The 14634-nt window shown below is 48.6% G+C and carries 16 protein-coding genes; 8 read left to right on the top strand and 8 right to left on the bottom strand.

What is annotated here, in order from left to right:
- Window positions 1-10: 10 nt before the first annotated feature.
- Entirely contained in the window at window positions 11-313 is a 303-nt protein-coding gene (locus EA392_11380; protein ID TVR37974.1) for a hypothetical protein, read from the bottom strand.
- Between the two features lie 173 nt (window positions 314-486).
- Between EA392_11380 and EA392_11375 the strand changes: the two genes are divergently transcribed.
- The gene (locus EA392_11375) at window positions 487-1032 is read left to right on the top strand and encodes a hypothetical protein (protein TVR37973.1); all 546 of its coding nucleotides are present in this window, start codon (window positions 487-489) and stop codon (window positions 1030-1032) included.
- 37 nt (window positions 1033-1069) lie between these two features.
- Here EA392_11375 and EA392_11370 read toward each other — a convergent pair whose 3' ends face one another.
- The 6 genes from EA392_11370 to EA392_11345 form a co-directional block, all read right to left on the bottom strand.
- Window positions 1070-1429, bottom strand: coding sequence for a hypothetical protein (locus EA392_11370; protein TVR37972.1), 360 nt, complete (start codon window positions 1427-1429; stop codon window positions 1070-1072).
- Window positions 1430-1568: 139 nt separating this feature from the next.
- On the bottom strand, window positions 1569-2657 hold the full coding sequence (locus tag EA392_11365) for a rhodanese-related sulfurtransferase (GenBank protein ID TVR37971.1): 1089 nt from the start codon (window positions 2655-2657) through the stop codon (window positions 1569-1571).
- A 77-nt stretch (window positions 2658-2734) separates the two neighbouring features.
- Entirely contained in the window at window positions 2735-3181 is a 447-nt protein-coding gene (gene smpB, locus EA392_11360) for an SsrA-binding protein SmpB (protein TVR37970.1), read from the bottom strand.
- Between the two features lie 19 nt (window positions 3182-3200).
- Window positions 3201-4022 carry a ZIP family metal transporter gene (locus EA392_11355; protein TVR37969.1) on the bottom strand — a complete coding sequence of 274 codons (822 nt, stop codon included), beginning with the start codon at window positions 4020-4022 and terminating at the stop codon, window positions 3201-3203.
- Complete coding sequence (locus EA392_11350; GenBank protein TVR37968.1) at window positions 4019-4693, bottom strand: metal-dependent transcriptional regulator; 675 nt, start codon at window positions 4691-4693, stop codon at window positions 4019-4021. The genes EA392_11355 and EA392_11350 overlap by 4 nt, the downstream gene beginning before the upstream one ends.
- 124 nt (window positions 4694-4817) lie before the next feature.
- Window positions 4818-5420, bottom strand: coding sequence for a superoxide dismutase (locus EA392_11345; protein ID TVR37967.1), 603 nt, complete (start codon window positions 5418-5420; stop codon window positions 4818-4820).
- Window positions 5421-5570: 150 nt separating this feature from the next.
- On the opposite strand from EA392_11345, the gene EA392_11340 reads away from it, so the two are divergent.
- From EA392_11340 to EA392_11310, 7 genes are all read left to right on the top strand, one after another.
- The gene (locus tag EA392_11340) at window positions 5571-6605 is read left to right on the top strand and encodes a quinone-dependent dihydroorotate dehydrogenase (protein ID TVR37966.1); all 1035 of its coding nucleotides are present in this window, start codon (window positions 5571-5573) and stop codon (window positions 6603-6605) included.
- Between the two features lie 53 nt (window positions 6606-6658).
- Window positions 6659-7477, top strand: coding sequence for a hydroxymethylglutaryl-CoA lyase (locus tag EA392_11335; protein TVR37984.1), 819 nt, complete (start codon window positions 6659-6661; stop codon window positions 7475-7477).
- A gap of 182 nt (window positions 7478-7659) precedes the next feature.
- The gene (locus tag EA392_11330; GenBank protein ID TVR37965.1) at window positions 7660-7884 is read left to right on the top strand and encodes a T9SS C-terminal target domain-containing protein; all 225 of its coding nucleotides are present in this window, start codon (window positions 7660-7662) and stop codon (window positions 7882-7884) included.
- Window positions 7885-7958: 74 nt separating this feature from the next.
- A complete protein-coding gene (locus EA392_11325) occupies window positions 7959-8261 on the top strand; it encodes a hypothetical protein (GenBank protein ID TVR37964.1) in 303 nt (100 codons plus the stop codon).
- 18 nt (window positions 8262-8279) lie between these two features.
- On the top strand, window positions 8280-9200 hold the full coding sequence (locus EA392_11320; GenBank protein ID TVR37963.1) for a T9SS C-terminal target domain-containing protein: 921 nt from the start codon (window positions 8280-8282) through the stop codon (window positions 9198-9200).
- A gap of 155 nt (window positions 9201-9355) precedes the next feature.
- Window positions 9356-11239, top strand: coding sequence for a type IIA DNA topoisomerase subunit B (locus EA392_11315; protein ID TVR37962.1), 1884 nt, complete (start codon window positions 9356-9358; stop codon window positions 11237-11239).
- 2 nt (window positions 11240-11241) lie between these two features.
- Window positions 11242-14118 carry a DNA gyrase/topoisomerase IV subunit A gene (locus tag EA392_11310; protein ID TVR37961.1) on the top strand — a complete coding sequence of 959 codons (2877 nt, stop codon included), beginning with the start codon at window positions 11242-11244 and terminating at the stop codon, window positions 14116-14118.
- A gap of 113 nt (window positions 14119-14231) precedes the next feature.
- Here EA392_11310 and EA392_11305 read toward each other — a convergent pair.
- Window positions 14232-14634, bottom strand: a 403-nt coding sequence (locus EA392_11305) for a T9SS C-terminal target domain-containing protein (protein ID TVR37960.1), incomplete at its 5' end; no start/stop codon positions are given.

The following is a 14634-nucleotide window of genomic DNA, read 5'->3' as shown; positions in this document are numbered from 1 at the left end:
CAGAGGGAGATTAGTCCTCCATATCAGACCTGATCTCCTGGTACTTTGCTTTCAGCTCGATAATTTTTTCTTCAATCTCTTTTTTGCCTTCCTCACTGGCTTCTTCCATTTCGGCAGCTAACTGGTTGATTTCATTCTCCAGATCGGCCAACTTCTCTTTGGCTTCGGCCCAGGCGTCTTCAGTTGCTGACCGGGTGGTTTCGGCAGCCTCTTCAACTTTTTCCTCAGCTTGTTCTGCCTTGGTTTGCTCTTCACAAGAGCTTAAGGCAAAGCAACATGCCATGAGTGCGATTGTAAGTGTAGTTTTCATCATGTTTGGTTTTTTAGGTGTTCAGCTACAAATTTAACTGCATCCATCAGTCTTTTAGCAAGATGATGATACTAAATGCCAACAGTTCAATGTTAACCCTTGCACATGTATTGAAAAACCGGGTGCTGTACATTTCGGGTAAATGATTACCTTCGGAGAACCAGCTTTCCTTTATAATGTCAGATTCTGTAGAATTCCGCCCGCGCTTCAAGTACCGATTAAAGTTGCCTACTGAGGAGATTACGGCTCTTATTGAAGGTCAGTTGCAGAACGATAATCCGGCGGATATCCGCTGGCGATCGGCAGGCTATCACCTTGTTTTGCGCACTCCTCCGGAAACGCGTCATTTCTGGTCGCCCCAAATGGATATCAACCTGTTGAAAGAGGAAGATGGTACCACAACAGTGCGAGGGCTCATCGGTCCGCTTCCTACAGTCTGGACGATGTATGTATTCTTGTATGCCGTGTTGGGCCTTGGGGGGCTCACAGCATTGATGCTCGGCGGCTCTCAGTTTGCTTTAGGAAAAAACCCCTGGGCATGGTGGTTGGTTCCGGTGTCGTTGGTGGGGTCATTGCTGATGGCTTTGTTCGCGCAGTTTGGTAAAAAACTTGCCGATAAAGAGATGCGCGAGCTGAAAAATGTGATCGAGAAAGCCCTTGAGCCCCACGTGATTATTGAAACAGAAGGCTTGCCCTCAGACAAAAAAACGACCCGGCGATAACCGGGTCGTGATACTTTGAAAAGTTTGTGTGCAGGGTTTAATCCTCAATGCCGTGCTCTTCTTTGATGGCTTGAATTTGATCTTTTAAAAGGTCAATTCTTTTCTCAAGACCTTCGCGCAGTTTGTCATCGGAATCAGCCAGTTTCTCTTTGTATTCTTCCATTTGGGTTGAAAAACGCTCAATCGCTTCTTCTGCCTGCTCACGGGTTTCGTATTTTTCCATGGTGCGTCGAACATTCTTTTTAGCAGCTTCCAGCTGAGTAGTTGCGCGTTCGTTAAGCTCGCGTTTCTCTTCGCGCGCTTCGGTAGCTTCCTGACTGCTTTCTTCCTGCGTGGTGCTTTCGCCACAAGAGGCCAACATTACTGCAAGGCCCAACATTACAAGTACTCTATTCATCGTTTTGGTTTTTGAAGGTTCAAAGATGGCAGCGAAGATAGGTTTTTGATGAGTTCACCTGACATTTCATCTCAAAATCCACAGTTTTCAACTCAAATTGTGCAATAGGAGGAGCTTATTGCATACTTTGGGTTCAAGTTTACTCATTGTTCGTTACCGCAGGTTCTGCCGTTTTCTTCAAACTTCGCAGTTGCTCACTAATCAACTCACGCAGCTTAGGTCGAACCCGACCTTTGTGGTAAACGTTGTGTTGATAATCAATGTTTTTGCGCAGTTCTTTCTGGGTTTCTTCAGGAAGCTGGTTAAACTCATGACACTCATAGGAACAGCAGCCTTCGTATTTGGCGGCGCAATCCGCACATTGAATAAAGAGTAAATGGCAGGCTGCGTTTTCGCAATTGGTGTGGGTATCGCACGGTGCTCCACACTGATGACACTGTGCAAGGACCTCATCAGATATCCGCTCTCCCAGACGGTTGTCAAATACAAAATTCTTTCCCTTGAACTTGTTTTCAAGTCCTTTTTGCTGAACCTGACGGGCATATTCGATAATACCTCCGTTTAGTTGATGCACCTTTTCAAAACCACGGTGCTTAAACCACGCACTGGCTTTTTCGCAGCGAATACCGCCGGTGCAGTACATCAGTATATTTTTGTTTTTGTGGGGTTTGAGAATGTCTTCCACCACAGGGAGCGAATCTCGAAAAGTATCCACATCCGGGCAAATGGCACCTTCAAAGTGGCCCACCTCACTTTCGTAGTGATTGCGCATGTCCACAATTACTGTGTTGGGGTCGGATGCGAGGGCATTGAATTCTTCGGCATCTAAATGCTTACCCCTACGGGTCACATCAAACGATCTGTCATTCAGTCCGTCGGCTACGATTTTTGAGCGCACTTTGATGATGAGTTTGATAAAGGATTTCCCGTCATCTTCAATGGCGATGTTCAACCGGATTCCTGAGAGAAACCTTGTTTCGTCTAGCTCCTGAACCATGGCGTGGTATTGCTCTTTGGGCACGCTTATTTGCCCGTTTACACCCTCATGGGCAACGTATATCCTGCCCAACACGCGGAGCGAATCAAGACGTGCATAGAGGTAATTCCTGAAAAGTTGTGGGTTTCCGATCTGGTGGTACTTGTAAAACGACAAAGTGATGCGCCTCACATCGCTGTTGGCCATCTGCGCTTCGAGTACCTTCCTGTCCACCCGATTGTACAGTTGCATGCTATAAATCAGATTTGAGTGAAGTAACTCCGTGAATAAGCGCAAAGGTAGGTTTTTTTCGGGCCGTTGCCTGAGTGCTATTTTTTCATAGCCCGATCAAGGGTGCGCTGGATGTCTTTGTCCTTGATACTGTCTCGCTTATCGTGCAGCTTCTTACCTTGCGCTAGTGCAATATCGAGCTTGGCATAACCCGATTCTGAAAAATAGAGACGCGTGGCAACGATGGTCAAGCCCTTGTTGGTCATTTTCTTACTGAGCTTCTGCAGTTCTTTTTGTTGCAACAGAAGTTTGCGATCGCGAAGGGGAGGGTGGTTGTTGTAACTGCCGGGGTCGTACTCAGCGATGTGCATGTTGCGCACCCATAATTCATCGTTGATAAAGAGGCAATAAGCTTCGGCGATGCTTGCCTTTCCGTCGCGAAGGGCTTTCACTTCGGTTCCGGTAAGCACAATACCCGCCGTGAACTTGTCGAGCAAATGATACTCGAAAGATGCCTTTTTGTTTTTGATGTTTACCTTGCTCACGGTGCCAAAGGTATTGAGATTAACCGAGCCCGGTATCCAATATCATCATCAACGTAAAACCGAGGATGAACCCCAGGGTTGCATAATCGGTGTATTTATCGCGCTGTGATTCGGGTATTACTTCTTCAACCACCACATAAATCATAGCACCTGCCGCAAACGCGAGGGCATAAGGTAGGATTGCCTGCATATATACCACAGCAAGCGCGCCGATTACGCCTGCTACCGGCTCAACAGCCGCCGAGAGCTGTCCGTACCAAAAGCTTTTGAATCTGCTTAAACCGTGTCTTCTGAGCGGCATGGCAACAGCCATACCTTCGGGAAGATTTTGAACCGCGATACCAATGGTAAGTGCGAGCGCCGCAGCCACGGTGGCTCCTGGGAGCCCAAGTGCCGCCGCGCCAAACAAAAAGCCGATGGCCAGTCCCTCAGGTATGTTGTGCAAAGTAATAGCCAGAACCAGCAGGGTGCTTCGATGCCAGTCGGTTTCAATGCCCTCTTTTTCGGATTCGGAGAAATTGATGTGCAGATGAGGGGTAAACTTGTCGAGCACAAACAGAAACAACGCTCCTATGAGAAAGCCGGATGCAGCAGGAAACCAAACAGGTACATTATGTTCACTGCTCATTTCAACCGCCGGTACCAGCAACGACCACACACTGGCCGCAACCATCACCCCGCCGGTAAAGCCCAGCATGGTGTCGAGCCATTTGCGCGACAAGCGCTTGAACAGAAAAACCACAGACGCACCCAAAGCCGTTGTAAACCAGGTAAAAGTAGTGGCGATTAAAGCGCTCCATAAGGGACCTACGGATTCAAAAAACGAGATCAGCGCGTTCATCCGTTTTCAACCTGAACCTTAATGTTCTTGCTTACATCGAATGACAGAGTTAGGCGATTCTCGGTGGTTTCAACCTGAACGCTTTGGTCATAGTCAAAAACCTCTATCACTTTGATCCGAGTACCCAACACGAGTTGTTGCTTGTCAAGGTATTGCAGAAAGCTCGACGACGAATCGCGCACGCCTGTAATGACACCGTCCATGCCGGGCTTCATTTCGCTTACCGGCATACTGCGACGCGTCTGGATGCGTCCGTCGGGATCGGGGATGGGGTCGCCGTGCGGGTCAAACTTTGGGTGCCCTAGAAATCGCTCCAGACGCAAAATCAATTCCTCAGACTTAATGTGCTCCAACTGCTCGGCAATGTCGTGTACTTCGTCCCACGCAAAGCCGAGCTTTTCATGAAGAAATACCTCCCACAAACGATGTTTACGCACAATCTGAATGGCGGCCGCCTTTCCGGCAGGTGTGAGTTTGGCACCCTGGTACTTTCGGTAGTGCAGCAGGTTTTTCTCAGCCAGCTTTTGAACCATGTCGGTTACCGAACTGGCTTTGGTTTCAAGTCGAGTAGCCAGATCACTGGTAGAAACACCTTTGTCCGTATTGCCGCTGAGCGAATACACGGCCTTCAGGTAGTTTTCTTCGCTGCGGGTGAGGGGCTGCCTATTCATGGCACAAAGTTAATTTTTTCCTTGATGATAAAAACATGTTTAGGGATGTCTAAAAGCGGGTGCTTGCAATGAAAAAAGGCGTACCCCGAGGAGCACGCCTTTTTGTTGAATCATGAAAACGGAATTAACCGCGGAAATTTTCGTTCACATTATCCCAGTTGATTACGTTCCAGAAAGCCTGAATGTAATCCGGACGCCGGTTCTGGTAGTTGAGGTAGTAGGCGTGCTCCCATACGTCAATGCCGAGAATCGGGTGGCCACCGCAGCCCACACCGGGCATCAGGGGATTATCCTGATTGGGCGAGCCACACACTTCGAGCTTACCGTTGTCGTGCTTGCAGAGCCATGCCCAGCCCGAGCCAAACTGAGTGGCTGCTGCGTTGGAAAACTGGGTTTTAAACTCATTGAAGGAGCCAAAATCCCTGCGAATGGCATCGGCCAGATCACCGGTAGGTTCGCCACCCCCGTTGGGAGACATCACTTCCCAGAAGAGGCGGTGGTTGTAGTAACCGCCGCCGTTGTTGCGCACAGCGCCTGAGTAGTTGTTGATATTTTTAAGAATGTCCTCAATGCTTTTTCCCTCAGCGTCGGTGCCGGCAATGGCATCGTTGAGTTTACTGGTATAACCGGCGTGATGCTTGGAGTGGTGAATTTCCATGGTGCGCGCGTCAATATGCGGCTCCAGTGCATCGTACGCATAAGGGAGTTTTGGTAATTCAAATGACATGGTTGTATGTTTTAGTGATTTACGTTTCTGATTGTGCCAAATTTAGGGCTCTCTACAGAGTTGGCCAAAGAATTAACATAGCTTATCGCTATGAGCAGATTGCTATGTGTGATAATGCAGAAAGTTACCTTTGCAGCAAAGCACTTAACCATGTACAAAACCCTGCTCAAACCCTTTTTGTTTAAGCTCGATGCCGAACGCGCGCACAACTTCACCTTTGGACTGATGCAGTTTGTATTGGGTATTCCGGGTGTACGCGGGTTGTGGTATGCGGGCTCTGTGCGGAGCAAAAAACTGGGGCGCGAGTTGTTTGGTGTGTATTTTCCAAATCCTGTGGGATTGGCGGCGGGGATGGATAAAAATGCATCGCTTGTTGATGCCTGGTTCTACCTGGGGTTTGGTTTTGTGGAAATCGGTACGGTAACGCCCCGTCCTCAGGAGGGTAACCCCAAACCGCGCTTGTTCAGGCTTCCGGCCGACGAGGCGCTCATCAACCGAATGGGTTTCAATAACCTCGGCGTAGAGAAAGTGGCCAAACGACTTAAAAAACGCTACACAACAATTGTAGTAGGCGGAAACATCGGTAAAAACAAAGACACGCCCAACGAGCAGGCTGCTGATGATTACCTCAAGTGCTTCGACGCGCTCTATGAGTATGTTGATTATTTCGTGGTAAATGTGAGCTCTCCCAACACGCCGGGTCTCCGCGAACTGCAGGAGAAAGAGCCGCTCACCCGCTTGCTGGCAACCATCAACCAACGAAACGGTGAAAAGCCCCAACGTCGCCCCGTGCTGCTGAAAATAGCGCCGGATCTTAGCAACGAGCAGTTGGACGATATTCTGACTATCTTGAATGAAACCGGCATTGACGGCATTATCGCCACCAATACTACTATTGACCGCCAGGGACTGCGGACAGCGCAAAGCGAGGTTGAGGCCATCGGTGCAGGAGGGCTCAGCGGTAAGCCCGTGCTGAATCGCTCTAATGAAGTGATTCGCTACTTAAGGATCAAAGCCGGACCCAAGCTGCCCATCATTGGGGTAGGAGGAATTCACAGCGCCGGGGATGCGGTAGAGAAACTTCGCGCCGGTGCTGATTTGGTTCAGGTTTATTCGGGCCTTGTGTATGAAGGACCGGGATTGGTAAACCGAATCAACAAAGCTGTACTTGCCGCTGACCTTTGAAATGCACGAACATGACAAACAACATTAAACTCATTGAATGCCCACGAGATGCCATGCAGGGGATTCATACTTTTATCCCCACCGAAACCAAGGCGGCATATATCAACAAGCTGCTTGCTATTGGATTTGACACCATTGATTTCGGCAGTTTTGTATCGCCAAAGGCCATTCCGCAAATGCGTGATACAGCAGATTTGCTGCGAATGCTCGATTTGAGCAGCACCGCTTCCAAACTCCTCGCCATTGTTGCCAACAGACGCGGAGCGGAGGATGCCATACAGTTTGATGAGATTCAATACCTGGGATTTCCTTTTTCGGTATCGGAAACTTTTCAGCAGCGCAACGCCAATTCATCTATTGAGGACTCCCTGGGTCGGGTAGAGGAGATCCAGCAGCTTTGTGAGGCTCACAGCAAGACCATGGTTGTATATCTCTCGATGGCCTTTGGCAACCCCTACGGTGACCCCTGGAGCAGCGAGATCGTATGCAACTGGGGCCAACGACTAGCCGATGACCTGGGCGTAAAGATTCTCGCTCCCTCGGATACCATCGGCACATCAAGCCCTGAGAGCATCCGCGATATTTTTAGAACCATGATTCAGGGCTTGCCACACGTAGAAGTGGGCGCACACTTGCATACCACGCCCGACACCTGGCGCCAAAAAGTGGAGGCTGTTTTTGACAGCGGTTGCCAGCGTATGGACGGCGCCATCAAGGGTTTTGGTGGATGCCCGATGGCGAAGGACGACCTTACCGGTAACATGCCCACCGAACAGGTTGTGCGCTTTCTGAATGAACAAAAATTTCCACACGGCCTCAACGAAACGGCCCTGGCCGAGGCGGTGATGATGGCGGGCGAGGTGATGGGGTGAGAGGATTTTCTCCGTGGCAGCAAGGCTTTCGCTAGCGCAAGGAATGGGAGAGAATAACCCCCAGCAAGTTAGAGCCGGGTTGGTTTGAGAAATGGTTTTTATTGTTCAGCACAGGTCCAAAACCTGGTCTGTAGTAGTCTGGTAGCTTAGGACAGCTTTTCGTCAAAGTTAAGTTAGTTATCTTGGATGTCACCGTCAACCGCATAACTTTATCTGGCGGTGCTTTTCAAGGTGAGGTGCAAATTGCAATTTTCGATGTTTCAGGCAGAATGATGCACACTGAAACCATCCTTGCTGCCGGTATGCTTCAACACGATATTCAGGTAGCCCACATGGGTAAAGGCTGTTACGTGCTGCGCATGGAGCACCGCGGTGAGGTTGCGCGAAGAGGGGTGGTGGTGAGGTAGCAATTACCGATTCCACTAAAGATTTGTTACCTTGCTCGACGTGAATATCGCAAACCTACCAACCGCTGATAGCAATGAACAAAATGTATCAAACAGTCTGGGCGAAAAACCAGATAAACAGACCAACATCTGCCGGAAAATTTGTAATCACCGCACTCTTCTTAATCACTTGCAGCCTGACTGCTTTTAGTCAATGTGTTCCCGAGGATTGTCTTGCCAATCTCCCTGATTACGGCGGTGTATGCGAAGATGAAACAACACCCGGAAGGGTCAATGATGATTACTTTGACAGCATATCCTTTCACATTACTGATGCTTGTATTGATGGTAGTCTTTTGGGTTTTGATGGGACTTCAGCCATCATTGTTTCGATGTAGGATGCTGAGTTCACCGATTTGCCTCTGGGAATTGTAGGTAGTTTTAATCAGGAAACATATTCACCTCCTGCAAACGGTTGTGGCTACCTGGAGGGTGTACCTCAGCAGGCGGGCCTATTCATTTTCAATGTTTCATTTAAGGTTGACTTACAAACCTGGTTGTTTAATTCTTCCTGTGGAGGATTCCTTCCACCATCCTTGCTTACTGGCGAAGAAATTGATTTATCCGTTTCCCTTCGGATTTTGCCGGATCCATCCTTTTCAGGTCTCGATACCAGCGTTTATTGCATTTCAGATTCTGTAAGAACCCTCGTTCCCGAAGGCACTCAGGGAGGCGTTTTCAGCGGCCCTGGTGTGTCAGGCAACCAATTTGATCCGGCAATAGCCGGCCCCGGTCTGCACGCTGTTAAATATGTAGTTAGTGCAATGGAAGGCACTGCTGTTGAGCCAGAAACAGACAGTCTCGTGGTTTGGGTTGAAGTAATTGAACCATCGCTCTTTTACGCTGATATGGATGGTGATGGTTTTGGAAATCCCTTCGAATCCATTTTTGTTTGTTTTCCTCCAGAGGGATTTGTAGACAACAACGATGATTGCGATGATGATAACCCTGATGTTTATCCCGGAGCTCCGAATGGCCCTGATGGTACTGTAAATGATTGCAATCTGATAACGGGTCTGATCAACCATACGTTGCTCAAACTTGAGGTGTTCCCAAATCCTACTTTCGACCAAATTACCATTCGAGGAGATCAGTATAATGGTCCGGTTCATCTTAACATCCATGATGCATCCGGAAGATTAGTGCACAGCGAAATGATTCATGCCGCCGGCATGCTTCATCACAATATCCAGATTTCGGTTTTTGGTAAAGGTTGGTATATTCTTCGAGTGGATTATGAGGGTGAAGTTGCGCGAAGAGGGGTGGTGGTGAGGTAGGTTTTGCAATGATTTGACCCTCTTGTGGCAGCCCTGTTGTCTTAAAAAGGCTGTGAATAAATTCTCGTTTTAATCCGATAAACTGCCGGCCTGAAAACCTAATTTAGCCGACTGTTCACGCGGAATACAGCAATTTTGCGTTCCAATACCTGAAGATGGCTACAGAATCCAATTATACCGAAGATAATATCCGGTCGCTCGACTGGAAAGAGCACATCCGCCTGCGCCCCGGTATGTATATCGGCAAGCTCGGAAACGGAAACTCTTTCGACGACGGCATCTACATCCTTGTGAAAGAGGTGCTCGATAACTGCATCGACGAGTTTGTAATGGGCCACGGAAAAAAAGTGGAAGTGAAAATCAAAGACGGAGTGGTGTCCGTTCGTGACTTCGGGCGCGGTATCCCTCTCGGAAAAGTGATTGATTGCGTTTCGCGAATCAATACCGGGGCAAAATACGACACCAAGGCTTTTAAGAAATCGGTGGGATTGAACGGAGTGGGTACCAAGGCCGTAAACGCGCTTTCGTCCAATTTCAAGGTAGAGTCTGTGCGCGAAGGCAAGTTGAAACGAGCCATGTTCAACCAGGGAGAGCTGATCGAAGACAATGATCTGGTTGATACCGATGCGCGAAATGGTACCTATGTGGAGTTTATACCCGACGAGACAATTTTCCGTAACTACTCCTTTCGTACCGAGCATATTGAGCGCCTTATTCTCAATTATTGCTACCTGAATACGGGGCTCTCTATCTGGTTCAACGGAAACCGGTACTACAGCGAAAACGGGCTGTACGATCTGCTGCAGGAAAAGATGGATGGTGAACCATTGTACCCCATTATTCACCTTAAGGCTGATGATATTGAAGTGGCATTTACACACGGCAGTTCTTACGGTGAGGAATACTACTCCTTTGTAAACGGCCAGCACACCACTCAGGGCGGCACCCATCAGGGTACTTTTCGCGAGGCCGTGGCCAAAACCATTCGCGAGTTTTACGGCAAGAACTACGAGGCTGTAGATATTCGAAGCTCTATTGTGGCGGCCATCAGCGTAAAGGTGATTGAGCCTGTGTTTGAGTCGCAAACCAAAACCAAGCTGGGTTCACAGGAAATTGAGCCGGGCGGAAAGTCCATGAGAGCTTTTGTAGGAGACTTCCTGAAGGAGCACCTCGATAACTTTCTGCACCGCAATCCCACTGTTGCCGAAGAACTCGAAAAGAAAATACGTCGCTCGGAAAAAGAGCGAAAGGAACTGGCAGGTATTCGCAAACTGGCCCGCGACAGAGCCAAAAAAGCCAACTTGCACAACAAAAAACTGCGCGATTGCCGCCTCCACTTTAATGATGGGAAAGACCCCGAAAGAGAGAAAGAAACCACCCTTTTCATAACCGAGGGAGACTCTGCGAGCGGATCCATTACCAAAAGCCGCGATGTAAATACGCAGGCTGTATTCAGTCTTAAAGGAAAACCGCTCAACACCTACGGTCTTACCAAGCGCATTGTTTACGAAAACGAGGAGTTCAACCTGATTCAAGCGGCGCTCAACATCGAGGATGGCATGGAAGGCTTGCGCTACAACAAAATAGTCATTGCCACCGACGCTGATGTGGACGGAATGCACATTCGACTGCTGCTCATTACGTTTTTCCTGCAGTTCTTTCCCGACGTGGTAAAGAATGATCACCTCTACGTACTGCAAACGCCGCTTTTCAGGGTGCGCAACAAAAAGGAAACCATCTATTGCTACAGCGAAGAAGAGCGGAGGGAAGCGCTACGGAAGCTCGGTAAAACAGCTGAAATTACACGTTTTAAGGGTCTTGGAGAAATTTCGCCCGATGAGTTCAAGCACTTTATTGGAGAGGATATCCGAATTGACCCTGTAGTCATCACCAAAGACAACCCCATTCAGGATATGCTCAGCTTTTACATGGGCAAAAACACCCCTGATCGTCAGGAGTTTATTATTGAAAACCTACGGGTTGAGAAAGACCTTGTTGAGGAAATTGAAGCCGAAATAGAAGAAACAACGCAAGCATAGGAATGTCTGAAGAAACACCACCCGAAAACATCAATCCGGAGCACGAAGAAGAAAACGGAGGAGGCGGAGGCGACGACCTGGGGCGGATTATACCCGTTTCGGGAATGTACAAGGATTGGTTTTTGGATTACGCGTCATACGTTATCCTTGAGCGCGCCGTGCCCGCCGGCATGGATGGACTGAAACCTGTTCAGCGGCGATTGATGCACGCCCTCAAAGACCTCGACGATGGCCGCTATAATAAAGTGGCCAACGTGATTGGGCACACCATGAAGTTTCACCCGCACGGTGATGCCTCCATTGGCGACGCCTTGGTACAACTCGGCCAAAAAGACATCTTAATTGATACCCAGGGAAACTGGGGAAACACACTCACCGGCGATGGTGCAGCCGCACCGCGATACATCGAAGCAAGGCTCTCGAAGTTTGCCCTGGAGGTAGTTTTCAACCACAAAACCACCGCATGGCAGCTTTCTTACGACGGGCGCAACCAGGAACCGGTTCATTTACCAGTGAAGTTCCCGTTGCTGCTGGCTCAGGGCGCCGAAGGTATTGCCGTAGGTTTGGCTTGTAAAATACTACCGCACAACTTTATTGAGCTGATTGACGGAAGCATTGATGTGCTTAAGGGCAAAAAGCCCCGCGTGTTGCCTGACTTTCCCAACGGTGGAATGGCTGATTTCTCCAATTACAACGATGGGTTGCGCGGTGGCCGTGTTCGTGTAAGGGCTAAAATCAAGGAACTGGACAAGAAAACCCTGGTGGTACATGAAATTCCTTTCGGTACAACCACCACTTCGCTGATTGATAGCGTGGTTAAGGCCAGTGAGAAGAATAAAATCAAAATCCGCAAAATAGAGGACAATACCTCCGATAGTGCGGAAATCCTCATTCACCTGCCGGCCGGAGTTTCGCCCGACAAAACGATTGACGCGCTGTACGCCTTTACAGATTGTGAGGTATCAATCTCGCCCAACGCCTGTGTCATCAACGACGATAAACCGGAGTTTATCGGAGTTACTGAGATGCTGCATCGCTCCACCCAACGAACCCTGGATTTGCTCAAAATGGAGCTCGAAATCCGCAAAAATGAATTGGAAGAGCAATGGCACTTTTCTTCGTTGGAGAAAATTTTCATTGAAAACCGCATCTACCGCGACATCGAGGAAGAGGAAACATGGGAAGGAGTTATTGCTGCTATTGACAAGGGGTTAAAACCCCATGTCAAACACCTCAAGCGCAAGGTTACCGAAGATGATATTGTGCGACTTACCGAAATTAAAATCAAGCGTATATCAAAGTTCGATAGTTTTAAGGCCGACGAGCAAATCAGCAAGCTGGAGGAAGCCATTGCCGAGGTAAATCATCACCTTGCAAACCTGATTGAGTACGCAATAGACTACTACAAACGTCTGAAAACCAAATTCGGCAAAGGCCGCGAACGCAAAACCGAAATCAAAGCCTTCGATAACATTGAGGCTACCAAAGTTATTGTTGCCAATAAAAAACTCTATGTTAACCGTGAAGAGGGCTTTGCCGGTTGGGGAATGCGCAAGGACGAGTACGTGAGCGATTGCTCTGACATTGACGATATTATCGTGTTTCGTGAAGACGGCACCATGCTTGTGACCCGCGTTGATAATAAGAAGTTTGTAGGCAAGGGCATCCTTCACATCGGCGTATGGAAGAAAGGTGACAAGCGCACTATTTACCATTTGGTGTACCAGGATGGCAAAAGTGGCCCGGCTATGGTGAAGCGATTTCCCGTGAGCAGCATTACCCGTGACAAAGAATACGACCTCACGGCAGGAAACAAGGGCTCAAGGGTGCTGTATTTTTCGGCCAATCCCAACGGTTTGGCCGAAGTGATATCGGTAAAGCTGCGTCCAAGACCCAAATTGAAAAAGATCAGGTTTGACTTCGATTTTGCTGATTTGGCTATACGAAGCCGGAACGCCAAAGGAAATACGCTGACCAAGAATATTGTCAGCAAGATTGAGCTCAAAGAGAAAGGTGCATCCACGCTTTCAGCTCGTAAAATTTGGTATGACGATGTGGTTAACCGCCTGAATGTGGACGGTAGAGGAACCCTTTTGGGTGAGTTCTCGGGTGATGATCGGATTCTTACGGTTTCGTCCAAAGGAACGCTTAAGCTCACTACGTTTGACTTGTCAACCCACTTTGATGAAGACATGGTTTTGATAGAGAAGTGGGAGCCGCTCCGACCGGTTACGGCTGTTTATTTTGAGGGAGAAAAGCAGCAATACAACGTAAAGCGCTTTTTGGTAGAGAAGACGGACAAGGTGGTTTCCTTCATTTCCGAACACGAAGAATCGAGACTGGAAATGGTCAGCACCCTACACGCGCCCTCGGTGAATATTCAGTTTGACCGCCGCAGTTCCGATCGTGAGGATGAGCAGGTCAATCTGCGCGAATTCATTGCAGTAAAAGGAATCCAGGCTATCGGTAACCGACTTACGCCACACAAAGTGAAGAGCATAGATTTTATGCCCGTGGATGAGGAACTTGAGGCTGTTTACGATGAAGAGCTGGAGAACGAAAAGCGCAGGACTGCTTCCCAAAACACTTCTGAAGCAGTAGAGGAAGATGTAACGAACGGAGGAGATGCTATTGAAAGGGATGGCACCGGTGATAGCGCTGAAGAGACAAAATCATCTGTTGCTGACCAAACAACTGGTAAAGAGGAGGTAGGAGAGGAGGCGCTCCTGGATGAGCCTATCACGGTTGAGTGGGATATTGACGAAAACGAGGAAGCTCAGCCGCCTGCACCAACTGTGAAAGAAAAGAAGCCCGGAGGGGGAGCCAAAGATTCCACCAACTCTGAAGACAATGGAGGAGGGCAGATTACTTTGTTCTAAAGAAACAACGAAAGCTCCAGTTGTGCTATGCTGAAAACAACAAGGCCCGCGCCATGGCGCGGGCCTTACTGATTAACTCCTTTCGGAGTTTCATCATCTAACCACCTAACTTATTATTTCGCAATCACAAGTCGTTTAACGTGTGCTTCGTTATCGGTTGTAAGTCGATACAGGTATATTCCCGAATGCAAGCCGGAGCCATCAAATTCAAAGCGGTATTCCTGCTGAGCAGCAGCTTCGCCGCGGTAAAGAACTTCCACTACTTTTCCGGTCATATCAATTACCTCCAGTTGCGTTTGTCTTGAAAGCTCGGGCAACTCAAAAGTAATCCATGATCGGTTGGCAGTTGGGTTCGGGAATGCCTCCAGAACTACGGTGAGCTCCGGTTGTGCCATTTCAATCTCGGGCATATCGCTCTCTACACCAGGCTGAACTGTGATAATCTGCACAACGCTGGTTGCGTTTCCACAATCATCGGTAGCAGTCCAGATGCGCGTAATGGTGTAGTCACACTCG

This window comes from Cryomorphaceae bacterium (genome assembly GCA_007695365.1).
GTDB lineage: Bacteria > Bacteroidota > Bacteroidia > Flavobacteriales_D > SKUL01 > SKUL01.
Note: the sequence above shows the minus strand (reverse complement) of the source record. Positions and strands in the feature narration are given on the sequence as shown.